23 protein-coding genes, 1 other RNA gene and 1 pseudogene are annotated in these 24,191 nt (G+C 45.1%); 15 read left to right on the forward strand and 10 right to left on the reverse strand.

Annotated features, from left to right (window positions below):
* Positions 1-46: 46 nt before the first annotated feature.
* The gene (locus tag L2744_RS12540; RefSeq protein WP_248992218.1) at positions 47-373 is read right to left on the reverse strand and encodes a YraN family protein; all 327 of its coding nucleotides are present in this window, start codon (positions 371-373) and stop codon (positions 47-49) included.
* Positions 370-2,235, reverse strand: coding sequence for a penicillin-binding protein activator (locus L2744_RS12545; protein ID WP_248992219.1), 1,866 nt, complete (start codon positions 2,233-2,235; stop codon positions 370-372). Before L2744_RS12545 ends, L2744_RS12540 begins: the two co-directional genes overlap by 4 nt.
* A gap of 88 nt (positions 2,236-2,323) precedes the next feature.
* On the opposite strand from L2744_RS12545, the gene rsmI reads away from it, so the two are divergent.
* The 9 genes and pseudogenes from rsmI (at position 2,324) to L2744_RS12580 (ending at position 5,781) form a co-directional block, all read left to right on the forward strand.
* Positions 2,324-3,166, forward strand: coding sequence for a 16S rRNA (cytidine(1402)-2'-O)-methyltransferase (gene rsmI, locus L2744_RS12550; RefSeq protein WP_248992220.1), 843 nt, complete (start codon positions 2,324-2,326; stop codon positions 3,164-3,166).
* 64 nt (positions 3,167-3,230) lie between these two features.
* Positions 3,231-3,584: RNase P RNA component class A (gene rnpB / locus L2744_RS12555), an RNA gene on the forward strand.
* Between the two features lie 31 nt (positions 3,585-3,615).
* Positions 3,616-3,817: pseudogene (locus L2744_RS21655) on the forward strand (isopenicillin N synthase family oxygenase); the annotation flags it as partial.
* An 18-nt stretch (positions 3,818-3,835) separates the two neighbouring features.
* Positions 3,836-4,099 (forward strand): PLP-dependent transferase, encoded by a 264-nt coding sequence (locus tag L2744_RS12560; RefSeq protein WP_248992221.1) that lies wholly within the window; start codon positions 3,836-3,838, stop codon positions 4,097-4,099.
* A 114-nt stretch (positions 4,100-4,213) separates the two neighbouring features.
* Positions 4,214-4,336, forward strand: coding sequence for a hypothetical protein (locus tag L2744_RS21575; RefSeq protein WP_283103967.1), 123 nt, complete (start codon positions 4,214-4,216; stop codon positions 4,334-4,336).
* On the forward strand, positions 4,315-4,431 hold the full coding sequence (locus tag L2744_RS12565) for a PLP-dependent transferase (RefSeq protein ID WP_312018327.1): 117 nt from the start codon (positions 4,315-4,317) through the stop codon (positions 4,429-4,431). Before L2744_RS21575 ends, L2744_RS12565 begins: the two co-directional genes overlap by 22 nt.
* 262 nt (positions 4,432-4,693) lie before the next feature.
* Complete coding sequence (locus L2744_RS12570) at positions 4,694-5,017, forward strand: DUF883 C-terminal domain-containing protein (RefSeq protein ID WP_248992222.1); 324 nt, start codon at positions 4,694-4,696, stop codon at positions 5,015-5,017.
* A 9-nt stretch (positions 5,018-5,026) separates the two neighbouring features.
* On the forward strand, positions 5,027-5,524 hold the full coding sequence (locus tag L2744_RS12575) for a hypothetical protein (RefSeq protein WP_248992223.1): 498 nt from the start codon (positions 5,027-5,029) through the stop codon (positions 5,522-5,524).
* A 2-nt stretch (positions 5,525-5,526) separates the two neighbouring features.
* Positions 5,527-5,781: a hypothetical protein gene (locus L2744_RS12580; RefSeq protein WP_248992224.1), complete on the forward strand. Its 255-nt coding sequence runs from the start codon at positions 5,527-5,529 to the stop codon at positions 5,779-5,781.
* A 334-nt stretch (positions 5,782-6,115) separates the two neighbouring features.
* Here the strand turns inward: L2744_RS12580 and L2744_RS12585 are convergent, their stop codons facing one another.
* On the reverse strand, positions 6,116-7,765 hold the full coding sequence (locus L2744_RS12585; RefSeq protein WP_248992225.1) for a BamA/TamA family outer membrane protein: 1,650 nt from the start codon (positions 7,763-7,765) through the stop codon (positions 6,116-6,118).
* 176 nt (positions 7,766-7,941) lie between these two features.
* Positions 7,942-9,162, reverse strand: a complete 1,221-nt coding sequence (locus tag L2744_RS12590) for a threonine/serine exporter family protein (RefSeq protein WP_248992226.1) — start codon at positions 9,160-9,162, stop codon at positions 7,942-7,944.
* 158 nt (positions 9,163-9,320) lie between these two features.
* Between L2744_RS12590 and L2744_RS12595 the strand changes: the two genes are divergently transcribed.
* Positions 9,321-9,731, forward strand: a complete 411-nt coding sequence (locus L2744_RS12595) for an MAPEG family protein (protein ID WP_248992227.1) — start codon at positions 9,321-9,323, stop codon at positions 9,729-9,731.
* Between the two features lie 201 nt (positions 9,732-9,932).
* The gene (locus L2744_RS12600) at positions 9,933-12,308 is read left to right on the forward strand and encodes a YgiQ family radical SAM protein (RefSeq protein WP_248992228.1); all 2,376 of its coding nucleotides are present in this window, start codon (positions 9,933-9,935) and stop codon (positions 12,306-12,308) included.
* A gap of 265 nt (positions 12,309-12,573) precedes the next feature.
* Here L2744_RS12600 and L2744_RS12605 read toward each other — a convergent pair whose 3' ends face one another.
* The 4 genes from L2744_RS12605 to speFL all read right to left on the reverse strand — a co-directional run bounded on the left by L2744_RS12605 (position 12,574) and on the right by speFL (position 17,859).
* Positions 12,574-13,728: a porin gene (locus L2744_RS12605; RefSeq protein ID WP_248992229.1), complete on the reverse strand. Its 1,155-nt coding sequence runs from the start codon at positions 13,726-13,728 to the stop codon at positions 12,574-12,576.
* 128 nt (positions 13,729-13,856) lie between these two features.
* Entirely contained in the window at positions 13,857-15,173 is a 1,317-nt protein-coding gene (gene potE, locus L2744_RS12610) for a putrescine-ornithine antiporter (RefSeq protein ID WP_248992230.1), read from the reverse strand.
* Between the two features lie 82 nt (positions 15,174-15,255).
* A complete protein-coding gene (gene speF / locus L2744_RS12615; protein ID WP_248992231.1) occupies positions 15,256-17,418 on the reverse strand; it encodes an ornithine decarboxylase SpeF in 2,163 nt (720 codons plus the stop codon).
* A gap of 324 nt (positions 17,419-17,742) precedes the next feature.
* Entirely contained in the window at positions 17,743-17,859 is a 117-nt protein-coding gene (gene speFL / locus L2744_RS21730) for a leader peptide SpeFL (RefSeq protein WP_367303096.1), read from the reverse strand.
* A gap of 610 nt (positions 17,860-18,469) precedes the next feature.
* Between speFL and L2744_RS12620 the strand changes: the two genes are divergently transcribed.
* The 4 genes from L2744_RS12620 to L2744_RS12635 all read left to right on the forward strand — a co-directional run bounded on the left by L2744_RS12620 (position 18,470) and on the right by L2744_RS12635 (position 22,125).
* Complete coding sequence (locus L2744_RS12620) at positions 18,470-18,820, forward strand: YkvA family protein (protein ID WP_248992232.1); 351 nt, start codon at positions 18,470-18,472, stop codon at positions 18,818-18,820.
* 192 nt (positions 18,821-19,012) lie between these two features.
* Positions 19,013-20,410 (forward strand): hypothetical protein, encoded by a 1,398-nt coding sequence (locus L2744_RS12625; protein ID WP_248992233.1) that lies wholly within the window; start codon positions 19,013-19,015, stop codon positions 20,408-20,410.
* Positions 20,411-20,412: 2 nt separating this feature from the next.
* Positions 20,413-21,450 carry an acyltransferase family protein gene (locus tag L2744_RS12630; RefSeq protein ID WP_248992234.1) on the forward strand — a complete coding sequence of 346 codons (1,038 nt, stop codon included), beginning with the start codon at positions 20,413-20,415 and terminating at the stop codon, positions 21,448-21,450.
* A gap of 84 nt (positions 21,451-21,534) precedes the next feature.
* Entirely contained in the window at positions 21,535-22,125 is a 591-nt protein-coding gene (locus L2744_RS12635) for a hypothetical protein (RefSeq protein WP_248992235.1), read from the forward strand.
* Between the two features lie 355 nt (positions 22,126-22,480).
* Here the strand turns inward: L2744_RS12635 and L2744_RS12640 are convergent, their stop codons facing one another.
* Positions 22,481-23,065, reverse strand: coding sequence for a YSC84-related protein (locus L2744_RS12640; RefSeq protein ID WP_248992236.1), 585 nt, complete (start codon positions 23,063-23,065; stop codon positions 22,481-22,483).
* Positions 23,066-23,212: 147 nt separating this feature from the next.
* Positions 23,213-24,148: a hypothetical protein gene (locus L2744_RS12645; RefSeq protein ID WP_248992237.1), complete on the reverse strand. Its 936-nt coding sequence runs from the start codon at positions 24,146-24,148 to the stop codon at positions 23,213-23,215.
* Between the last annotated feature and the right edge of the window lie 43 nt (positions 24,149-24,191).

Here is a 24,191-nt window from a genome sequence, read left to right on the forward strand (position 1 = left end):
TCGGGTGAGTTGAGGCATAAGCGTTAAAAATAATTCATGCCGATGTCTAAAAGGCATCGACTAACCAATGGATTTGATTGCCTTCTATTGCGACAACATCGAAACGGCAGGGCACATCGAGTCGATGGATTTGTAAGTAATGGCTAGCAGCCTTACGTATACGGCTTATTTGCGCCTTACTTACTGCTTGTAGTGCGCCACCATATTGGGTTGCAGAGCGATATTTCACTTCAACAAATACCCAATGGTTTTTATGGCGCATGACTAAATCGATTTCGCCAAACGGATAGCGGACATTACGTTCGACAAAAGTGAGCCCTTGTTGTTCCAGGTGACTTTGGGCGAGCGTTTCAGCCTCTTGTCCGAGTATCATAGCAGGCGGAAACTGCCTCTTTGGTATCGTCCCCAGCTTAACTGGCGGTTGATAACACCGTCTGGGCTGACGGATAAAACACCGCTGCGGCCGTTAAATTGATACCCGGGAAATGAGCGCATTTGGGCTAATTTGCTAATTAAATCTATAGCGTCATAACCCATGATAAACAAACGCTTCTGGCTATTATTCCAACCAGCCCACAGGGTATTTACCATGAGGTTTTCTTCGCCATTTTGCATTAGCCAAGGGGCATCACTCATGGTTAAATTATTTAAATCCTGTGCGGTTTGGCTCGACTCGTTATCGATACGGCTGCGGCTTGAGGTATACAGAGGTACAGGCTGAGTGAAGACACTAAAGTTCACATCGATAAACGCTTTGAGCAGAGTTAACTCCTGTGGCGTTGATATCATATAAATAGCATCGATATCTTGGCGTGAACGAAAATCGGCCTGTACTGAGTTACCTATGAGTTCCTTAATGCGGGCAATTCGTTCTTGGCTATCACGTACGCCAAGGGCATCTTGTACTGTGGTTCGCATTTTATCACCGCCATCGTAGTAATAGACTTCGATGGGAGTGTCACTCTTCTTTTTCCATGCTTGGATAAAACTCTCGGCCATACGTTTGCCAATAGCATCGTTGCTGGCAAGTAGTAGCGGCATAGTCACGCCATCTTGATACATACGCGCTGCAGCATCAGCCGCTTCTTGTGCGGGTGAGAGGGCGAAGTAGAATTTATTAGCATCAGGTACTAACTTTTCGGTCTGATTTAAAAATAACTGTGGAATAGGTGCGCTTGTTGCTGGCACCGCACCCGTTACCGTTGTGCTGGTGTTATTCATCGCCTGTAATTGGTCTATTTCACTGGGCAATAGCGGGCCAATGATAAACTCAGCACCTGCAGCTACCGCCTGCTGGTAGGCCGATACGGCATCATTTGCGGTATCGTAAAAATTCACCACAACTTGCTCGTTAGGTTTGGCTAAGTAGCTGGCTAAAATACCTTGACGAATCGCATTAGCAGCATTCGCCCTTGAGCCTGTGAGCGGTAATAGCACCGCAATATTCTTTGGTGCAAAAGGCTTAGCATTGAGTGCTCTATCTAAGTCTGCTGGCAATTTTGCGGCTGCAGGATGATATGGGTTCTGTTTCTGCCATTCGCCTAAGTAGCGCACTAATTGGGCCGGATCGACGGCATAATGCTTCGCAATATAGGCCAGCTGTAACCAACCCGCAAAGATGAGGCTCTTAGTATCACGGGTAAAATTTTGTAGTGTTTGTTCGTGCATAGGCTGCAGTACTTGCCAAATTTTATCATTGACTTCGTTCGCCTCTGCTGGTGGCAGATAGGTCGTGAGCAAACTTAGCTCGCGTACTTGTTCAATGGGCTGCTTATTTAGTTGATATAAGTGAGCTTTAAACTGGTGATATGCCACCATCTGCCACTTCGGCAGACTCCAAGTACTTGGATAATTTAATATATTGAGAGCATCAGTATAGGTCGAAGTATGTTCAAGTACACGAGCTGTGAGATATTTGTGCTCGGCTAATAGCGTCGGGTTCTGCGTTAAACTGGGTTGCATCGACTTAAGCAGTTTTTGCGCGGCGGCATAATCGTTCGCATTGATATACGCATGCGCCGCAAGCAGCAGGTTGGTATCCCGTTGCTGTGCGTCTTTGCTATTGGCTGCCTGTGCTAAATACACATTGGGCGCCAAAGGGGCAGAGGCTAAAGAGGTGACCGCGGTGGGGGCCGTTCCAGTCGAAGTTGTAGGCGTCGAAGTGCCACAACCCGCTAAAATTGCCGCTAAAATGGCCACGGAAACGAACTTAGTTGTATTCAGGCTTTTTAACACTGGGCTTCACTCTGGTAAGATGCAGCCTCTAGTTTAACCTTCTCTCGCGCTTGACGAAAGTCTTGGCACTGTCATTACAGAGGTATATATGGACCAAAGCGTCGCACTCTACATAGTTCCCACTCCCATAGGTAATTTGGGCGACATGAGTTCACGGGCTATAGAGGTGCTGAATCAGGTTTCATTGATCGCCTGTGAAGATACCCGCCACAGCGGCAAGTTATTGAGCCACTTCGGTATTACCACTAAAACTATTGCGCTGCATGACCATAACGAACGTGCTCGTGCCCAGTGGATTGTCGATCAGCTTGCAGCTGGGCTGTCGATAGCATTAATTTCAGATGCGGGTACGCCGTTGATTTCTGATCCGGGTTATCACTTAGTCTCCCATGTGCGTCAGTCGGGTTTTAATGTGATCCCCTTGCCCGGCCCTTGCGCGGCGATTACCGCCCTGAGTGCTTCAGGCTTACCATCGGATCGTTTTTCTTTTGAAGGTTTTTTGCCGTCTAAAGAAAAAGCCCGTGCCGATAAATTGCTGGCATTGAAAGAAGATCCGCGCACACTGATTTTTTACGAATCACCACACCGTATCGAGCATAGCCTGACGACTATGGCCGAAGTACTTGGTGGCGATCGCCATGTAGTGATGGCGCGGGAAGTGACTAAAACCTTCGAAACTTTTTTATCCGGTCCTGTTGCAGACGTATTAGCTAGGGTAAGCACAGATCCTAATCAACAGAAGGGCGAAATCGTGCTGATGGTGCACGGTTACCATATCGATGACGATGAAGCTATTCCAACGGTCGCAATTAATACGCTTAAGCTGCTGTGCGAAGAATTGCCTCTCAAAAAGGCCGCTGCAATTGCTGCGCAAATTCACGGTCTTAAGAAAAATGCGCTGTATAAATATGGGCTAGAGTCTGATTTATAAGCACTGCTACGCGTAGTCTGGATTAACTGTGGTACATAAAGGTGGCTTAGGCTATAATCCGCGCCGAGTTGGCCAGACAGTCGCCGCGTTCGCAAGAACGGGGAGGAAAGTCCGGGCTTCAAAGAGCGGGGTGCCAGGTAACGCCTGGGCGGTGTGAACCGACGACAAGTGCAACAGAGAGGAGACCGCCATTTTGGCTTCGGCTAAGATGGTAAGGGTGAAAGGGTGCGGTAAGAGCGCACCGTGCGGCTAGCAATAGTCCGTAGCAAGGTAAACTCCACCCGAAGCAAGACCAAATAGGGTTCCGTATGGCGTGGCTCGCGTTGGAACCGGGTAGGTCGCTTGAGCCTGTGAGCGATTGCAGGCCTAGATGAATGACTGTCCAAGACAGGACCCGGCTTATCGGCCAACTCAAACCTTTCTATTAGAAGGCCTCACAGTGATGTGAGGCCTTTTTTATGGCGGCGCAGTTGAATGCAACAGTCCCTTTGTTACCTTTACCGAAGCATCTGGCAAGCCAAGCCCAAGGGCCGGCAAGCGATCCATTAAACCCACTCTCCACCAAGTGGCCAGAATGTATTAAAAGGGCGTTTACGCTCTCATCCCGACGTTGCTCAAGCGCATTACGCCTCATTCGCCCATGCCATTTAATGGTTATTAGGCCCTATTATGCAATTTAAAACCACATTGCTTCACACCCATCATAGCGCTGAGGATTCGACGGGCGCTCTTACGACTCCCATCTATCAAAGCAGCACCTTCGTCTACGGTAGTGCCGAAGATGGTCGAGCCCGTTTTGCTGGTGAGCAGCCGGGTTTTATCTACAGTCGAATAGCGAATCCGACAGTTCAGGCTCTTGAACATCAATTAGCACAGCTGGAAGGGGCTGATGAAGCACTCGTTGTTGCGAGTGGGATAGGCGGCCATCAGTAGTATTTTCTATGCCTTAGCCAGTTATGGTGATGAAATTGCATTTATCGACCCCGTATCGTATATGGTGGCACTGCGGCATTTCTCATCCAAACCTTAACCCGCGCGGGTATTACCGTGCGTCGTTATCAAGACGATGATCATTTATTGGCAGAGATTACCGCCGAAACAAAAATTATCCTATTTGAGCCCGCCCAGCAAGTACCACCCATGCGGCAATGGATGCCGAGAGTCGGCTAGCATCTGGGGTTAATGACAACTTGATTAGATTGAGTATTGGCGTCGAAGATCCTCAAGATTTGATTGCCGATCTTGAGCAAGCATTAGCCATTTAAAGATGATGGCAATGCAGGATCGTTCTCGATCGCTGGAGTTAGTTCTCTGATCACCCCGTTGCCTAAATGCTTTGACCCAGTGGGTAAAAATTACCATGGGCAGGTAACTTCTACTCTCAAAGAGGAACGCCGATAGTAATGTATCTATTTAACTATTTGTTTTAATGTATTTATTGGGGTTGGCGCAGCCATTGCAACTAGTGGTTAAGATGCAAAATACAGCATATCGCTGTGTTTATAGTGTTTACCAAGGAGACATCTTATGGCTATTTCACCCAGTACAACAGCCAAGGCTGATAGTAAAAGTAACAATGCTTTAAATTCGCCAACCACGGCAAAAGCCAGTGAGGCCACGCATCATGCCGTTGATGCCGTAGCAGTGAAAGCCGCAGCCGCAGAAGACACATTGCGTAAAACTGCAATTCACTCGCAGGAAACTCTGGCACACAAGCAGGAGGAAATTAAACAGCAACTGCAAAGCTCATATAGCAAAACCCGTGAGCTTGCAGCACAAAACCCACTTGCCACAGCAGGTATAGCGTTTGCGGCGGGTGTCGTGCTGACGGCTTTATTACGCCGTCGCTAAGGCGGATTTATGCAACATAGCGAACGATCCGAAGCACCAGAACAAAAGCCTGTCTCACACAGTGCTGAAGCTCATTCGGGGCAGCCTATATCAACGCAGGCTACCCTGAATAAAACAGCAGAGCAGGCAATTGAACAGTTAGCTGAGATTGCCGCGCTGAGTAGTTCGGTGAAGCAAATTTATACCAGTCAGTTAAAACTGACTGGGCAAATTGCAACGGCAGAATGGCAGCTAACCGGACGCAGTCTAACCATAGCAGCAGCTTTAGTTGTCTGCTTTGGTGCTGGTTTAATTCTACTCTGGGGCAGTATCTTGCTGCTGTTGGGGTATTTACTATTCCAGCTGAGCAGTTCGCTATTGATTACTGGCACAGCGTTAGTGTTATTGCAGTTTGTTTTGTTGTTCTGGTGTTGGCGCAGCCTTGGCTATGTACTATCCCAAGTTGGTTTTTCAAATACCTGGCGACAATTACGCCTTTTGTTTTTGGCTCCTAAACAGGAACAATAAGCATGCTAATTAAAACCTTACTGAAAAAACAGCAGTTGAAGCTGACTGTGCTGACCGACCAAGGCCAGTTGCAGCATGAGTTGTTACTGACGAGGAAACGACAAGTAGCGCAAAGTGCCCGTACTTTTATTGGTTCTACGCCAGGCTTGATCGTCAGTTTCAGCCTTGGTTGTCTGTTTCAAATGCGCCACAACAGCACAGTAAAACTACTGCGTAGCACCTTTGGTCTGCGTTGGATAACCAAACTAATCGTTTGATAATTCTTTAAACGCCGCGACTTATTATCATAATGACTTTCATTGGTTTAGATATGCATTTCGTTGTTATTAGTATTAGTCAACGCCGCTAAAATGATGCCTCGCGTAAGCAGATGTAAGTACTTGGCTTGTTGTGTAGGACTGATGTGGACTAGCAATAAGTTGTTGCATTTATCTTAAATAAAGAGTGGCTATTATGCTGTGGGCTAACGTGTGGCTTGGAATAACTCGTTAGTGCTGAACGCGTTGAGAAGTTTATTTGAGGTCGCAAGGCGTTGAGGATTGTTTTAAAAGAGTAAATTTATCATACGATTATTCTGTATGTACCTTAGGTTTAAAAACTCTGTTTGACTAATAGTCGCCATTCCCAACTATTGGCAGATTCACCGCCCGTGTATGGGAGCGAAAAATCGATATGGGCGACATTGCCATAACTAGAACGTGAGGAGTAAATTCGTGCTCCTATACCGATAGTGCCCAGTGGACCGCTGACTTCGTTATTGTTGGCCAGAGGTCCGCCCGATGCTTGACCAAGATCGGTAAACAGTGCCCAGCCCAGTTCTGCCAGTTGATACAGATTGATATTAGGGTAATGACGGAGTTCTGCGGTGATGATCCATTGATGGTCACCTTGTTGGTACTCATTGGGATAACCACGTACGCCAGTTTCATCCCCAAGCCCTTGGGTAAGATCAAGGTAAGTGTTATTTGAGCTACTGATCCAAGCCTTACCGTAGGCAGTCCATTTAGGGTTGATCCGATGAAAGTATTCGGCTTGAGCTTCGACTGTATAGGTATCTTTTGGCGTTGTACCAAGGGTGCTGCTGCCACCCATTTCTAATAGCCAGAGTTGATTATCGAATCGGTAACCGCCACTGCTTTGCCACTTAAAGTGGTAGCCTAGCGGGTTATCATCAGCTATGTCTTTGGTTTCTAATCCCAACTGAATATAGTGGTGCCAGCCTAAGTTAAAGTCTTCGTTATTGGTGATCAGATGAATATTATTCAGTACGTGAAAATCATCTTCAATAAACTCGTAGGCAATCCAAGGGTACATAAAGTCCCTGTTTTGCGGTAGCGTCGATGTGGGATAGGTATCTATGTTTGCAAACTCATGTTTATCTTGGGTAATACCTGTAATAAAGCGTGAGATATTGTCGCTATTTTGGCTAATTAGCCAGCCGTATTTTAGGTTAAGGTAGTCAGCCTTGTGTTCAAATTCATTCACCTCATCACCATTTTGTCGCAGTATATCGGTACGACTATCGTCTAGGTATTCCAAGGAATACATGCTGTTAGTCTTGAGTGAATAAAAAGGCTTACTGATATACATATGTTTGGCTTGGCCGTCGCTATTATCATAAAACTCTGCGGCTATGATGCCGTGTTCGATAATGCTAAGGGGGGCTTCAAAGGCAAATTTATAACCACTGCGAGATTCGTTTGACTGGTAATTCATCCAAGTACGGATGCCAGTACCCAATAAGTTGTCCTCCTTTACCCCAAAAGAATAACGAGTATCCCCCCCTGAGCTGCTAAAGCTCCCCGTGGGTAGTAATGACCAGTTATCCCACGTTTCAATAACAACGGATTCAACATTAGGGTCTGTGTCTGATAGGGGATCTTTGTCGGCGATATAGATTTTTGCATCGCGAATATAGGGCTCTGCCCGTAAGAGGCGTTGTGACTCATTGAGATCTTTTGGGCTTACGGTGTCGTTTTCAGTAAAAGTGAGTTTATCGCGCACGACATAATCTTTGGTATTGATATGAAACTGGTTCGCCCAGTGATGAATAAAAAAAGCGTTTGGATCTGACTCATCAAAAATCGGATTGTTAACGACAATAATTTTGCCAATTTTCTTCGGCGCTTCTTCCTGTCGTGCCACAGGGGTGATTGTTTGTGACTCCTCGGCTTTGGCAACACTCATCTGGCTGCCGATGCAACAAGGTAGGATGCATGCATACTGGAAAAATTTCTGCATATAGACCACTCCCATGGAATTGACGACTGCAGCGATATCAAACTCACTCTGCAATTCACAATTTAATAACACATGTAAAGTGGTGATTAGTCAAGGAAGTAATAAAATAACATTTTGATTTTACTTGAGGTTGCGCTATGAATATGGCGCACCTTAATGCCACCTATCGAGTACTGCTACAGAGTGCGCCTAGGTGGCACTGCAACATTGGCAAAGATAAGTCCGGCAATCAGCGACATAAAGATTAAAAAAATCTGTGAGCCTATATGGGATTGATTCAGCATTGTCTCACCGGAAATCAGCGCATTAAGTCCAATATAGGTTTTGCTGCCGGGCACTAAGATCACTATGCCTTGCAACAGTGCGATAGAGGCGGGCGCTTTCATCCAGCGAGCAAAAAGATTGGAATATATGCCAACGGCTAAAGCTCCGAAAAAGATCCCTACAGAATCACCAAAAAAATGTCCGCCAAGCATGGCTGAGAAAAATGCCACAATCCCTGCGAGTACGCCCCAAGGTGAATCTTGCATTCGCGCTTTAAAAATAAACACCAACGCCATAGACAAAATGGGTACCGCCGACCATATCGCCCATCGGGGTAAGCCCTCTGGCTCAATATGAATCGCTTCGCCGAACACAGCTTTACCGATTGCCATGCCGAGTACTGCACCGAAATACAGTTTAAACAGCAACATACATGCATCCATAATCCGCGCAGTGCCAGAAATCAAATCCCGCGCCGCGAGTTCGGCCAAACCTAAGGTTAAGGCTAAACCGGGGATAAAGATGATGATTGAAGAGAGGATCACTACTGGGATATTAATATTAGGATCGATACGCGCTATGCCACAGGCTGCCATGGCGCAAAGGATCGTGGCGAAGGGCTCGAGGACTTCGGCCATGCGGGCCGAGCGTTCGGCGCGGTATACCAAGCCATAGACGAATAACCCTAATAATCCTGACCAAAATACATCGTTCCAGCCCGTGCCCATTAACATTGCAAAAGCAGCAGCCGAGGTACCAAAGGAAAAACAAGTTAATACAGGGCCATAGGGGTTGGGTTTATTGGCGATTTCTTCTAAACGCTCTAAGGCTTCGCTTAAAGTGCGTTTACCTGAGGTTAATTCATCGACTAATTCATCGGTTCTGGCAAGGGAGCCTAGATCAAGCTCGCCTGGTTTCACCCTAGCGACATGGTTATATTCTTGATCCGTATCGTGTTGTAAAACGAAAGTCATCGAGGTTGGCGAAATAAGAAAATAGCCTTCGAGGCCTAAGGTACGAGCAACGGTTTGTAGGTGAGTTTCAAGGCGATAAGCAGGTGTGCCAAATTTATGCAAAGCTTTACCTAGCTTAATGATAAATTTACGTTTTTCGATAAACTCTTCGTTATCCAATCGGGGTATTCACTGTATAAAAAAGTTGTTGGGAATGACGCGCGCATATTAACCTATCTTGTCGCTAAAAGGTTAACGGCTTTTAAACTTAATACAAATTAATTGCTGATTTTTTGCGGCTCGGGCTATAGTCATTTTTTTCATAAAGGGAAATTAATATGTCTTTGATGGTAACAGGCTTTTACGCCAGCCTTACTGCGCTATTAGTGGTCACTTTGGCCTATCGTGTGGTCAAACTCAGACGAAGTCAGAGAATTGGTCTCGGTGATGGTGGTAATAGTGCCTTAACACTGGCGGGGCGAGTGCACGCCAATTTAATAGAGAATGCACCCATTGTATTGATTTTAATGGCAGTTGCAGAATTGGGCGGCTTGCCAGCATTTTATTTGCATTGTTTTGGCACGCTATGGATTGTGGCGCGACTGCTCCATGCCATTGGACTCACCCAAGGCCAAGGTGGTTATCATTTGGGACGTTTCTGGGGAGTGTTACTCACTTGGATAGTGATAGTCAGTTTAGCCTTTGTGAATTTAGTGCATTTTGCCCAAGGGTTAGGCAAGGGGTTATAGTCGCTCAACTCGTGTCTGTGTCATATCCATAGCCGATTTAGGGGTATTCTAACCGTAGGCAAAATACCCCACAAAACGCCTTGGTTGGTGTTTTTTTAATCACACTTAACGGCGATTGCCTGCTATACTCCGCGTCCCTAAATCGGCGCAGTACCTTTTCGCTTCGCCTTTGTTTGACATTACGCTTTTGGGTCAATATCGATGCAAGTTGAATCCACACTTTTTAGTCATCCCAAATACTGGGCCGAGTGCTATGGCACGGCACCTTTCTTACCTATGTCCCGTAAGGAGATGGATAAGCTCGGCTGGGATAGCTGTGACATTATTATTGTCACAGGTGATGCTTATGTGGATCACCCAAGCTTTGGTATGGCTGTTATTGGCCGTATGTTAGAAGCCCAAGGTTATCGTGTCGGCATTATTTCCCAGCCCGATTGGTCGAGCAAAGATGCCTTTATGCAATTGGGCCGCCCGAATCTATTTTTTGGTGTCACCGCGGGTAACATGGACTCCATGATCAACCGCTACACCGCAGATCGTCGTATTCGAACCGATGATGCTTATACCCCAGATGATATTGGTGGCAAGCGCCCCGACCGCGCAGTGACTGTGTATACCCAGCGTTGCAAAGAAGCCTTTAAAGATGTGCCGGTGATCATTGGCGGAATTGAGGCAAGCCTTCGCCGTATCGCCCATTACGATTATTGGTCGGACAAAGTGCGTCGCAGTGTCATTTTTGATGCTAAGGCGGATATCCTGATGTATGGCAATGCCGAGCGTCCACTGGCCGAAGTGGCGCGCCGTTTGGCGGCTGGCGAGTCGATTAATGACTTACACAATGTGCGTGGCACAGCGGTTATTCGCAAGGAACCTTTGCCCGAATGGCGTGGTATGGATTCTCGCAAAATCGATCAGTTGCATAAGATAGAGCCTATTCCTAACCCCTATGGCGCCGATGATGTGGGCTGTGCAAATTTATCTGGCCCCTCGGATGCAAAGATCTTCGACAACGATGCGCCAAAACCCATTAGTGTTCAACCGCCTCGTCCTAAGCCATGGGATAAAACCTATGTGTTGTTGCCAGCGTTTGAAAAAGTCTCAGAGGATAAATACTTATACGCCCATGCTTCGCGGATTTTGCACCAAGAGCAAAACCCTGGCTGTGCTCGCGCGTTATTCCAACCCCACGGTGACCGTGGCGTGTGGGTCAATCCTCCCGCATGGCCGCTTAATACCGATGAAATGGATGCTGTATTCGACTTACCCTACAAAAGGGTGCCGCATCCTGCCTATGGTAAGGCGAAAATCCCTGCTTACGACATGATCAAAACCTCGATCAACATTATGCGTGGCTGCTTTGGTGGCTGCTCTTTCTGCTCGATTACCGAGCATGAAGGACGGATTATTCAGAGCCGCTCGCAAGAATCTATTGTTAAAGAAATCAAAGATATTCAGGAAAAAGTGCCTGGCTTTACTGGGGTGATTTCCGATTTAGGCGGCCCAACCGCCAACATGTATCGTTTAGGTTGTACTAGCGAAAAGGCCGAAAAAACCTGCCGTCGTTTATCCTGTGTGTTCCCATCGATTTGCGGCCACTTAGGTACAGATCATAAGCACACTATCGACTTATACCGCGCGGCGCGTGCCGTACCCGGCATCAAGAAAGTGCTGATCGCCTCTGGCGTGCGTTACGATTTGGCGATCGAAGATCCCGCCTACGTCAAAGAGTTAGTGCAGCACCATGTGGGCGGCTACTTAAAAATCGCGCCTGAGCATACCGAAGAGGGGCCGCTCAGTAAGATGATGAAGCCCGGTATGGGCGCCTACGATAAGTTTAAAGAGTTGTTCGATAAGTATTCGAAGGAAGCGGGTAAAGAGCAGTTCCTGATCCCTTATTTTATTTCGGCGCATCCAGGCACGACCGACGAAGACATGGTGAATTTGGCACTGTGGTTAAAGGAGCGTAAGTTCAAACTCGACCAAGTGCAAAACTTTTATCCATCACCTATGGCGAATGCGACCACGATTTATCATACCGAGTTAAACTCGCTTAAAAACGTCAAACATACCAGTGAAGTCGTGCCTGTGCCGAAGAAAGGGCGCCAACGCCGTCTGCACAAGGCACTGCTGCGTTATCATGATCCTGCGGGCTGGCCATTGATCCGTGAAGGCTTAACCGCCATAGGGCGTGAAGACTTGATCGGTAATAGCCCACATCAATTAGTGCCGCCAGAAGGCCGTAATGAACGCGGGTCTAAGTGGATGAAAGATGCTAATCAAGGCCAAAAAGCTTTCACGCGTTTCTCGGCTAATCAGTTTGATGATCGTAAAGGTGATGGTAAACCCAAAGGTTCGATTAAAGGCGGTGCTAATGCGGGTGCAGAGTCAAAACCTGCCGGGAAAGGCGGAAAACCTGCATCGAATACGCCCAAGCCTAATGTACCTAAGTCGAGTCGCCCGGGAGCCAAAGCGCCTTTTGGTCAGTCGAGTTTTAAGGCGTCGGGAGCTCAATCTAAGGGCGGTGGTCAATCGAGAAGTGGCGGCAAACCTTCGGGTAAACCATCCAATAATCGCTAGCAAGCTAAGTCATACCAATCGTCTCAGTTTCAATATAAAAAAAGCCACTTCATAAAATCAATTTGAAGTGGCGTAGAGATGATGGCAAACCAGCGGGACCATCCAATGAGTGTACGGCGAGCGTTTGTAGACGGAACGTGCGCCACTCCTCAGCCTCAAAAAGGCTCACGCATATGAGCGATGACGTGAGCCGTCAGTCCTTAGGTTGTAACGCTAAGCGAGTACAACGATAGATTGAACTCGCTAAAGCGCTTTTGAAAAATAACTAGAAGAAGTAGTTAATCCCCACGGCGAAGCCGTTGTCTTCCTGTGCTTCGAGTGCTGCATCATCCATATTGCTAAAATCCAGCTTCATTTCGGCAAACATTACAGTGTCGTTACTGTAGCGGTAATGCAGACCCAGCATGGCGAATTGACGAGTCCATTTACCTTGGATTGGCATAGTCATATCTGTGTCTAAATCTAAATAGCTGAGTACCAACATAGGGACATAGCCATTATCGAATTGATAGGCTGTCATCAGCTCGACGCCTGTGGCGTCGTAGAGGTCACCACCAACCAGTTCATTGTTTTTGCTTTGGTGGGCGTTAAAACCGACATACAGACCGCTAGCTTCACGACCCTCTGCATAGTGATAATAGTCACCGTACATGGCACCAATACCAATAATCTCATTAGTTTCATCGAGTTGAGTATTACCTAGGTGGCCTTCAAAATCTCCGCGGTTAAAGCCAGCGAGTAGTTTAAATTTTTCGGTTATTGCATAGGTAACGCTAGCGCCATAGCTGCTGTCAAAATTCAGCTCTGAGTTTGTCATTTCGCTACCATCATCATTTTTCAGGGTGACATCCCCATTGGTTTTGGCTGCGTATTGCAGGGCAATGTGTAGCGGACCGAACGTATTGCGGTAAATAAATGCAGAGTCGGCTCGGCCTGTGCCAGTCAGGCTGCCATCACCAAAGGTGTATGCCCCAACGCTATAGCCCGCAAAGACGTTGGGCAGATCCGTGGTGCCAGCGACGTCATAATAGGCGCCCCATTGTTTACCAAAACTGAGGTTACCCCACTCATCGTGGGACATGCCGACATAACCTAAACGGTTATAGAGGAAGTCATCGGTTTTTTCGGCGGCGAGTTTGCCTCCTTGCATCACTAAACTATCGTCACTGGACACCATATTGATGCCCCATTCCGTGGTGGCAAAAGCTGTCCAACCATGTTTTTCATTGCGTTCGAAGCTAAATCGTACGCGGGATGAGTCGTCGATAACCGAGGTATCGTGGCTGTCATTTAGGGCGGCAAATCCTAGCCAACCACTTAAATCTAATGTGTTTTTTGAATCTTTATGAAGCTCAATTGCTTGGCTGCTGGTGGCAGTCAAAAGCATGGGAAGCATTAAGGCGATGCAAGTCTTATTCATAATTCCACCGAAAATAAGCAAGTGTGGGTTAGGGGACCATAGGATTAGCTACCTATGGTCCCTGTGTACTGATTTGTTTTAAGGGTGTTATTCGTTAAGGGTTGAGCATGGACACTGTGGTGTCGTGTTCACACTGGACGCACCTCGGCGGGGGTTTTATTTGAAATAACGCCGTAGATAGTCCAACCGAAGAAGGTCGCTATCGCGCCGAGCATTACTGCGGTTTCGCCGGAGCTATAAAGGGCGTAGAAGCTATAAAGGGCACCAATCACGGCAATCACGTTGGCAATGCGGGCCTTATTGGCTGGGACCTTAAGTTGTTTCTGCATAATACCAAGGGCGGCCATCGACAGAATATAAGGCACAATATTGGTGACTACGGCGAGGTTGACCAGCGCTTCAAACTGTTTGCTTAGCGATGGGCTAATGGTCATCAGAGATAAAACCGTTTGAATACAGACGATAATTGTCATGCCCCAAATAGGCGCGTCGGCTTTGCTGACCTTAGAGAATATTTTAGGGAAGAATCCTTCATCGGCTGAGGCTTTAAACACTTGGGCAATGGTGAATTGCCAGCCTAAGAGTGAACCAGTACAAGAGATAATCGCACAGGCCATCACGATTTTACCGACCACAGGATTAAACATTTGTGCGAAGGCTAAACCGAAGGGAGCATTTGACATAGCCAGTTCAGCATTGGGCACAATACCGGCAATCACGTTTGTAGAGACGATATAAATTACCGCTGCACCTAAGGTACCGCCCATAACGGCAATAGGCACATTTTTCTCTGGGTTATCCACAGCCTCAGAGTTAGCGCAGGCCGATTCTAAACCGAGGAAAGCCCATAAAGTCATAGCAATAGAACCGCCTAGTGCTTTGAAAAACGGCATATCATGCGGGTTCCATGCGCCTTTGTAGAGGTCGATGTCGAACCAGAACCAACCAATTAGAGACACGCCAATCACAGGTAAAATAATCCCCCACACAGTAACGCTACTGACGCGACCTGTGATGCGGGCACCGCCAAAGTTTGCGATTGTCGCTAGCCAAAGTACGCCAATGGTGGCAAGACAAATGGCGATAGGACTTAGGTTAACCTCAAGCAATACCGCGGCGTAACCTACGGCCGAAATAGCAATCGCGACGTTGGCAATTAATAGTGAAACCGCATAGGTATAGTTGGCCATAAAGTTACCTGAACGACCAAAGGCATACTCGGCATAACCGCCCATACCACCGGATTTTTTACTGAACATACCGCACTTAGCAAAGGCAAAGGCGAGGGCCGTAGAGCCCGCGGCTGTGACTAGCCAAGATAAAATTGAAATAGTTCCAACTTGGGCTAATTGGGTTGGTAACATAATAATACCCGAACCCATCATATTGACTATGGTGATAATGGTTAATTGGACGACGCCAATTTTATTCTCTGATTTACTCATAATAATGACCTAATTATGTAATTAATTTTAGATATGAGATTGACTGCAGAGCGGGGTTAATTAACTCTGCAGTCAAAAACTGTTATTTAGCTAATACATAACCTAATGCTTGGATTTTGCCTTCAGCGGTGTTTTCGAGATAAACACCTTGCAACTCTGGCGAGAATCCGGGTAATAAGTTGATGCCTTCTTCAAGGGCTAAGAAATAACGCTGTACAGCACCTCCCCATATTTCTCCTGGAACCATACATAGCACTCCTGGTGGATATGGCAGAGCACCTTCAGCAGCGATACGACCTTCAATTTGAGAGAGTGGAACTAACTCTACTTTACCGCGAATAAACTCTAGATTAGCTTCCTGAGGATCCATTACCTTGGTTGGGAAATGGGCTTTTCGGAACATTTCTTTCTGCAATTGTTTTACATCATGGCTGACATAAAGATTATGCATTTCTTGGCAGAGTTGACGAATGGTATAGTCTTTATAACGGGCTTTATTAGCGTTATAAACGTTAGGCAATACTTCGGATAATGGGGCATCTTCGTCGACTAATTTTTCGAAGCGAGATATTTGCGACACTAAGTGCTGCATTTTTGCCATATCTTCCGCTGGCGTCATCAGGAATAAAATCGAATTTAAGTCGCACTTCTCTGGAATAATATTATTTTCCCGTAGGAAGTTAGCCAGAATAGTCGCTGGAATTCCAAATTCAGTATATTTACCTGTTTCAGCATCTATTCCCGGAGTGGTTAATAGGAACTTACAAGGATCGACGAAATATTGGCCTTTTTCATAGCCTTCGAATGAATGCCATTTTTGACCGGGTTCGAATTCAAAGAAACGTAAATCATCGGCCATTTGTTCGGTTTCATAGTCTTGCCATAGGCGACCATCGATCATAGTTGGCACGAAGGGTTTGATGTGTTTACACTTTTTAAGCAGTAACTTACGAGCTTCGATCCCTGCTTTTACCGCTTCACGCCACAGGTAACGACCGCTTGCACCTTCATGCATTTTCGCGTTCACATCCAGCGCCGCAAATAAGGGATAGAAGGGGCTAGTAGAGGCATGCATCATAAAGGCGTTATTGAAGCGTTTATGGTTGCAATATCTATCTTGGCCTTTGATATGCTTATCTTTTTTGTGGATTTGCGAGGTCTGTGAGAAGCCTGCTTGTTGTTTGTGTACCGACTGGGTCACGATAATACCAGGATCTTCTGGCGTCAGTTCGAGTAAGAGTGGCGAGCAGTCATTCATCATAGGGATAAATTGCTCATAGCCAACCCAAGCCGAGTCAAACAGGATGTAATCACATAGATGACCAATACGATCAACCACTTGGCGAGCATTATAGATAGTACCGTCGTAGGTACCTAGTTGGATAATCGCTAACCGGAATGGGCGTTTTTCATCGGCGCGTTCTGGGGCGACTTCACGAATTTGCTCCCTTAAATAAGATTCTTGGAAACAGTGAGCATCAATACCGCCAATGAAACCGAAGGGATTACGCGCCGTTTCTAAATAAATCGGTGTAGCACCCGCTTGAATTAATGCGCCATGGTGGTTTGATTTGTGGTTATTACGGTCGAATAAAACCAGATCGCCCTTAGCAAGTAAGGCATTAGTCGCCACTTTATTCGATGACGAAGTGCCGTTAAGGACGAAATAAGTTTTATCGGCATTAAAAACTTTAGCCGCATATTTCTGTGCATCTAGCGGTGCGCCTTCGTGGATCAATAAGTCGCCTAATTTGACGTCGGCATTACACATGTCGGCGCGAAAAATGGTTTCACCGAAAAAGTCGAAGAATTGACGACCTACAGGGTGTTTACGGAAGAACTGTCCACCCTGGTGGCCTGGACAGGCAAAGGTTGAGTTACCCATTTCAACGTATTTTTTGAGGGTACCGAAGAAAGGTGGTAGCAGGGCTTGCTCATATTTATTAACCGCAGTTTCAACCTGTTTACCATAGAAATCAGTGTTATTGCCGCAGAGTTCAAATACACCTGTAATTGATGAGCAAATATCATCTGGGAAGGTTTCTTCACAGCAAACTGAAACGAAAATTGGCAATTTCAATCCAGTATTTTTAATCTTTTCAACAATACCATTTCTAACATCATCAACAGAGACAACAGCCGCACCCACATCGCAAAAATCTGTGGTTAATACGTTGACCACTTCTCTGTCTATATCGAAACACGATCTAACAGATAAGCTAGTGGCTACTTTTAATGATTTCATAGTTAATTTCCTTTTTGCTACTAAATAATTTGGATACAACAGTGCCTATACCTAATTAAAAATATTAATGGCATAAAAATTAGATATAGCTATTCCATGCGCAGCTTAGATGTGGCGATACGTAATACGCTAAATAAAATATAAGGGGAAATATATTTTATTGGGTGCGCAAATACAGTAGCCGCAGAAAGTCTGCACTAACAAAAGAATGCTTTGATAAAGGTGCTAGATAATAAACCGCTGTAATACAGTGTGATAGGTGCAAATTTAAGTTAGCACAATACCACGTTTGACCTGCTATTTGGCTTACTATCTACGCTAGGATTAGCGGAGAAAGATAAATGAATGGTCGAAATAATCACGTTGACTAGGCATCATGATATGTCGTGTGCGCCGGATATGCGCCATGATTTTAGATTTCCTCTTCATATACAACTCCATTATGACTTAGAGAAAATGATAGAAACGTTTTATTGCGGTGTAGAGTTTATCTGCGCGTTATAAATAAAAATATGACCTGTGTCTTGTTTTTAATTAAGTGTAATTATTTATTTCATCAATTTTTTAATTTACTAAATAGAGTTAGTCATTCTTAAGTATTATTATCTAAATAACTAAAGTAAATGTTGCCAGGATATTATAATATTTAAATTTGCATAAAACTATTAATGATATTTATCTAATTATAATTAAAAGACCACTATAATAGCGATTAGGATTTATAGTGCATGCCGTGTTTGCATTGTTATGCATAAATACTCCTTACAAAATCATCTTCCTGCGTAAACATGTTAATATTCTTAGATTTATTATTACATTTGAGCATTCGGGGCAGGAATTTGTCATTTTAGGGCCGAGGTAGTGATGTAAGGGGTTGGGGTAAATTAGTTCAGTTGAAACATAACTCGAGAATCAATGAAGTCAGCGGTCTGTGGTATTGGTTTTTAATGGTTTGGTTGTTAAGGTGAGAAGCTTTTGGCGCGTTTAAAGCTGACCCCAGCGGCATATCATCGTACACTGTGAGAGTTGTGTATTATCGGAGGGAAATATCATGGCGGATGAGCAATTCACTGAAACGGGATTTTGGAACAAGATCAAACTCTTTGGGCGCCAAGCCGGAAGGGATGTGATCGAGCGCGCCCTATGGCTCTATTATGCCGCGCAACAGCCCAATACACCCAGATGGGCGAAATCTATTATTCTCGGGGCGCTGGCATATTTTATTTCTCCTATAGATGCAATTCCCGATTTAACTCCCTTGATTGGATTTACTGACGATTTAGGGGCCTTAGCCGCAGCACTGACTATGGTGACACTTTATATTGATGATGAAGTAAAATCCCTCGCTGCAGATAAATTGGCACTTTGGTTTGGAGATGAAACATCGAATACTAAAACTTAACAGCGGTATTTTGCTATGACTTAAACGGTTATATTTAACGCTAAAAATATGATTTTATTAGTAGTTACTGATCTGGTTTGAACTTTGGCTTTTTAGGGAGAAATTATTTTTTTGCAAATGTTTCACTATTGGGAGATTGCGCTATATGCTAGCGCTGTTTTGTGAACTCATTGTATGTTTTTAGGCCAATAAATGAAAAATATTATGGTGGTGATCCTATGGTTTTTAGGAGTCTCTGCCGCAATCCCCGCGCTTGCTGATAAGGCATCTCCTGAACAACTCGCTCGTCTATACCTCGATTATATGACTCAAAGTAGTCGCCAGAGTGAAGTGCTGTGGCCGGGATTTAGGCTTGAGGATAAAGTTCACCTGTTTAGCTATGGCGGCAATGTATGGTTACGCCAGCCGGGTGGCGAGATCATCCAAGATAATAGTGTCTTAGAGTCTGTTAATTTGCATTCTGGATTATCGGTCAACTTTGGGTTTCCACAGTATCAAGGGTTACCTGGAGTATTAATCCAGCTTGAAGCGCCGACAATTCAATTTGCTGCAGATACTAAAATCACCGATTTATCCTTTTTAGTCTGGGCGGGTAACAGTTTACATGAGGCCTTTCATTTTTATGCTCAATCGGAATGGCAAATATTAGAAGAAGGACGCCGTTACGAAGGTGAAGTTTTTCCACTCAACTTTGACGCACGCTATTACCGTTTACAGTTATTTAATGCCCTGATGATGGCGTTAATCCAACCGGAACAGCAGTCTGTGCAACTAGGCTATGCTGCCCATTGGCTGCAACTATGGCGTCAAATTGCGCCGAATGAGGATAGGGCTGGATATTTAAATGATTTAGCTGAAGGTAGTGCCAAGTATATCGAGTTAGTTGTAGGTGCACGGTTGTTAAGTCAAAATCAATCCTACTTGGGTTACCAAAAACTGCTGTTGCAGTATGTTCATGATTATTATCAACAGCAAAAAATGCTGGGTGGCTGGACTGCTGAGGCGGAAAATATCGGCGCTATTGCTGGGATATTATTGGACATCAACCAAGATCCCTATGTGTGGAAAGAGTCGGTCATGTCGGGCATGTTAGCCGTAGATCTGTTGCTTAATAGTGTGAAGCCTATAGTGCCACCCGTTGAAAAACAGAGCGCACAGAAAAAAAGTTTGCAGAATATGTTGGCCTATTATCCAGCAACTGATCAGAAATTAGCGCAGTTGCTTAGGGATATTCAGGACCCTAAAGTGCCTTTACTCGTGATGCCAAGCGTGAGTGATAGTAGCAGTTTTATCGATGTGGGCGATGTGCGCTCAGGGTTTTACGTGGTGCCCTACCAAGGTGAGATGACACAAGCTTATTTAGGGATGAGTTCACAATTCAGTAACTTAAATGTCAATGGAAGTCCACTATTGGATGTCCCCTTACAGAATTATTGTGAGGGCATTGAAGCTGCAACTCTGTTACCTTTAGCATTTCCCTTCCAACGCGAGGGGCAGTATTTAGTATTCAATGAACTGGAAATCCATGGAACAATCAGGGTTTCTGCAAGTGTTGTTGAGGGGCGAACTCTCTACTGTGCGATGAATTAATAATGAGAAAAAATCAACTCGAATTTACCTATATGCGTGGCATCGCGATTATTTTAATCGTACTTGGCCACAGTATTTATAACTCTGGGGAAGGGTTTCCACTGTTACTGGAAAACTTACTGAGGGGAGGCACGGCGCTGTTCGTGTTTATCTCTGGGTATTTTTTTCATCGTATCTTCTACAAGGATTTTGATTACAGTAAGTTTATGAAGAATAAAGTACACAATGTGCTTTATCCCTTTTTAGTCGTCTCCTTGGTTGGTCTATTCTTCTTATGTCTGCGCTGGATATTTATGGAGCAGCAGTCACTAAGCCAAGTGTTTCTAAGCATCTTCTATACAGTGCGGAATGGCTATATTCTCTATCCTCACTGGTATATTCCCTTCATCATGGCGGTTTTTTTATTCTCGCCTGTATTTTTGTGGTTTATCCGTTGTTCGCAGCAGATGCGCTGGACGCTGTTCGTGCTGAGTTGTGTGGTGGCAATTTTTCTACACAGGCCTATAGGCAATATCAATTTTATCCATTCTGTGGTGTATTTTATGCCCTTCTATTTGATAGGCATTTTATATTCCCAAGATGAACATCTTGTGACACGCTTCGGGGGGATTATCACGGGATTAGCCATCATTTTCTTGGTGGTGAGTTTGGTCGAGCAGAGCTATATAGTGGGGCATATTGGTAACTATCATAAAGCGCCATTTGAATATAATGGTGTCGATTGGCAGTTTATCCAAAAGCTATGTCTGTGTGTACTGGCATTGAATCTCTGCGAGTGGCTTTCGGGGCGCAGTCGTTTACCTTGGTTGGTGGAAGTTGCCGAGATGAGTTTTGCCATTTTCTTTATCCATCCGCTCTTCGATATGCTTTTCAATGTAACGGCAACCCTAATGCGTTACCGTTTACCACCGGGATCTTGGGTGACTAGTGTGCTGTTTTCCGCAGGGATTTTCATATTCATGATGGTGGGAAGTGTTATCACAGCTCGTTTTATTAAGAAGCGCCTAGGTAATCGTTCTCGTACTTATATCGGTTGGTAATCCATAACCCGAGCACAAGGGAAATTCAGTTTAAATTTATTCCCTTGTGCTAAGTTGCTTTTCATCAAAAAAATGGAGAACAAGATGAAAAACAGTATTATCCTTCAGAGCCTTGGGCTCGCTACTCTATCTTTACTTGCTATGCCATCCTTTGCCAATTCGCTTAAGGCTCAGGACGCATTTTTTGCGCAAATAGCCAGCCATTGTGGGCAAGCCTTTGCCGGCAAAGTGGTATCAGGTGACAGTGCTGATTCGGCATTTAGTGGCAAGTCGTTAGTTATGCATGTACGCGAATGTAGCGATACTGAGCTTAAAATCCCATTCCATGTGGGGGATGACCATTCACGTACTTGGGTACTCACAAAGACGCCGCAAGGACTTAGGCTAAAGCACGATCATCGGCATCAAGATGGCAGCGAAGATGCTGTGACTATGTATGGTGGTGACACTGCGGATGAAGGGACAAATCAAAAACAATCGTTTCCTATTGATAAGGGATCTATCGATAACTTTATCAAAAATGGCTTAACCCAATCGGTGACGAATGTATGGCATATGGCGATAACGCCCACGATTTTTAGCTATCAACTCACTCGCGAAAACCGCGATTTTAAAGTGGATTTTGATCTGACCCAGCCACAACCTCTGCCTCCTGTGCCTTGGGGACATAAGTAATTACCCAAAGGGTATAGAACAATGCAGTTCTAGTGCTAGAGCCCACACTTTTCTCAGTCTAGATCCTGTGAGTTAGAACTGAGTTTCTAACTCACTACTACACAAAAGTGAGCTAAAAAACGCATCTGACTATTGGTTAAAAATAACATAGCAGTGTTAATGTCTACCTGGGCGTGTTCGGATTTGTAGCCCATGGTTATATTGGGTATCGTTAGATGATTTAGCTAAGTTATTGTGGCTTGATAGGGCTTATGTGAACCAATAGCAGTAGATTTAATAAAAAGTAACGGCGAGCACTTTGGCTCGCCGTTTTTACATCTAAGAATAATATCTTGCCTTGAAATCTAAAGTCGCTTTAGTTCGCTTTAGGCTCGAAGGTAAAAGATTGTCCCGCTAACGCCGCTTCAAACATTAAGCCACCTTTTGCTGCGGTAAATACTGCCATACCATTGATATATGCCCCAGTCGCGGATTGGTTTCCACCGGATTGCCCCGCTCCTGCTGAATTCCCCGTAGTGCCTGCCCGAGCATTGGCACCCATGTTAATCGCAACGGCTGAGGCTTGGGCGTCAAATTCAAAGCTACCGCTGGTGAAGGCTTCGTAGGATTTGGCGTCCTTAAAGAAGATGATCTCGCTGTAGGCTTGTCCACCGAGTTGAAAGCCGATGGATAATTGTGTCAGGCTCGAATCGCCAGTATATATGCCGCCTTGATAGACTCGGCCTTTACCATAGGCCGCGCCTATGCCTATACCACCTTTGCCAATCGTCGGGAATAAGGCATAGCCATAGGCAGTGTCGAAAAATTTACGCGTCTCTGCGGCTTGATGGAAGTTATCCTTGGCCTCTTGGTAGCTATCATCCGCCCGTACAGACGGCGCAATAAACAGGCTCGCGAAAAGGCAAGTCGATGCAGCAATAGCGGTTAAAAAAGATTTCATATGGTTTTATCCTCAAGTACTCAGTTGCACCAGAGTACCCTTAATAGTGAATAATGACAGCCAATTGCTGCACTAATGTCAGCAGTGGTTCAGTTTACTTGGGTAAGCGGGAATGCTTGATGCAATATTGGATATCGAATAATGCTTTTAGTTCTTAGCGTTGTGCTTAGATTCTACAGATTTATCACTGGTTTCATTCGATTCGTCTTGAAGATGTTGTAGAAAGTTAAATTCCTCTGGCGTAAGTAACTCTCCTGGTTGGGATGTCGTTGCAGATGTCGATGGCGCCGCAAGATGGCCTTTTAAATAGGCTGTACGGGTAATTTGTTTCAGGCCATATACGGCTAGTAAATAGATGCTCAGTAGTAAGCTTAGGCGAGGTAAGGCGTTGGAAAGTATGGACAGGGAATCACCAAGATAGAAGGGGATGACTACCACAAAAACACGGATTAGCCAGTTAAGGAGCATGGCTAAGGTGAGACTAAAGAGCCAGCGAAAACGTATTAAACGCAGGTTTGCCAGTGGTGCATTGAGCGTGTCTTGTTTCGGCTGTTTATAGCGTCGGAATAAAAACCACAGGGCAATAAAATATCCGCAGGTTTGTATAGAAAGTAACAGGGGCAAGAGTATGCCCCAGTGGCTAATATCAATATTGATGCGATGAAGGATAATTTCGGATTGGATCCAAATCGGATTTTTTTGTAAATCTGCCCTAAGAACTACATCTATTACTGCAATAAAAAGAGTGAAAATTGATGGCCAGTAATGTATTGAAAAGCCAATAGGTTCAAAGCGTTGCTCTAAACTGCGTTTGCAATAAAGATAGAGCAGAGGCATAAGTAAGAAATATATTGGATTGATAATATTAAATAAAACATGAATTGGGATCGGCGTGTTATCGCGATTGAGCATACCAGTGAGGAAGTAAAGCGCGATAAGGCTTAAAAAGCTCGCGAGGAGTTGTTGATTACCGTCTGCATGGTAAAAAAAACGAATATAAATAGCTAACGCGAGGCAATGTAAGCCTCCAAGTAATGACAGCCACCAATAAGCTTGAGCGAAAAAAGTATAAAATTCGTTCATATGCGACACCTCGAGCCTTGTTATAACAGGGAAATTGGTGTCG

Origin of the sequence: Shewanella profunda, from assembly GCF_023283765.1 — a bacterium.
Taxonomy (GTDB): Bacteria; Pseudomonadota; Gammaproteobacteria; order Enterobacterales; family Shewanellaceae; genus Shewanella; species Shewanella profunda.

Bases quoted from the DNA above. Each gene is read 5' to 3' on its own strand.
- L2744_RS12625 (WP_248992233.1), top strand. From the start codon at position 19,013: ATGAAAAATATTATGGTGGTGATCCTATGGTTTTTAGGAGTCTCTGCC.
- rsmI (WP_248992220.1), top strand. From the start codon at position 2,324: ATGGACCAAAGCGTCGCACTCTACATAGTTCCCACTCCCATAGGTAAT.
- L2744_RS12620 (WP_248992232.1), top strand. From the start codon at position 18,470: ATGGCGGATGAGCAATTCACTGAAACGGGATTTTGGAACAAGATCAAA.
- speFL (WP_367303096.1), bottom strand. From the start codon at position 17,859: ATGGAGTTGTATATGAAGAGGAAATCTAAAATCATGGCGCATATCCGG.
- L2744_RS12575 (WP_248992223.1), top strand. From the start codon at position 5,027: ATGCAACATAGCGAACGATCCGAAGCACCAGAACAAAAGCCTGTCTCA.
- L2744_RS12635 (WP_248992235.1), top strand. From the start codon at position 21,535: ATGAAAAACAGTATTATCCTTCAGAGCCTTGGGCTCGCTACTCTATCT.
- L2744_RS12565 (WP_312018327.1), top strand. From the start codon at position 4,315: ATGGATGCCGAGAGTCGGCTAGCATCTGGGGTTAATGACAACTTGATT.
- speF (WP_248992231.1), bottom strand. From the start codon at position 17,418: ATGAAATCATTAAAAGTAGCCACTAGCTTATCTGTTAGATCGTGTTTC.
- L2744_RS12605 (WP_248992229.1), bottom strand. From the start codon at position 13,728: ATGAATAAGACTTGCATCGCCTTAATGCTTCCCATGCTTTTGACTGCC.
- L2744_RS12560 (WP_248992221.1), top strand. From the start codon at position 3,836: ATGCAATTTAAAACCACATTGCTTCACACCCATCATAGCGCTGAGGAT.
- L2744_RS12640 (WP_248992236.1), bottom strand. From the start codon at position 23,065: ATGAAATCTTTTTTAACCGCTATTGCTGCATCGACTTGCCTTTTCGCG.
- L2744_RS12540 (WP_248992218.1), bottom strand. From the start codon at position 373: ATGATACTCGGACAAGAGGCTGAAACGCTCGCCCAAAGTCACCTGGAA.
- L2744_RS12570 (WP_248992222.1), top strand. From the start codon at position 4,694: ATGGCTATTTCACCCAGTACAACAGCCAAGGCTGATAGTAAAAGTAAC.
- L2744_RS12630 (WP_248992234.1), top strand. From the start codon at position 20,413: ATGAGAAAAAATCAACTCGAATTTACCTATATGCGTGGCATCGCGATT.
- L2744_RS12585 (WP_248992225.1), bottom strand. From the start codon at position 7,765: ATGCAGAAATTTTTCCAGTATGCATGCATCCTACCTTGTTGCATCGGC.
- L2744_RS12595 (WP_248992227.1), top strand. From the start codon at position 9,321: ATGTCTTTGATGGTAACAGGCTTTTACGCCAGCCTTACTGCGCTATTA.
- L2744_RS12645 (WP_248992237.1), bottom strand. From the start codon at position 24,148: ATGAACGAATTTTATACTTTTTTCGCTCAAGCTTATTGGTGGCTGTCA.
- L2744_RS12580 (WP_248992224.1), top strand. From the start codon at position 5,527: ATGCTAATTAAAACCTTACTGAAAAAACAGCAGTTGAAGCTGACTGTG.
- potE (WP_248992230.1), bottom strand. From the start codon at position 15,173: ATGAGTAAATCAGAGAATAAAATTGGCGTCGTCCAATTAACCATTATC.
- L2744_RS12600 (WP_248992228.1), top strand. From the start codon at position 9,933: ATGCAAGTTGAATCCACACTTTTTAGTCATCCCAAATACTGGGCCGAG.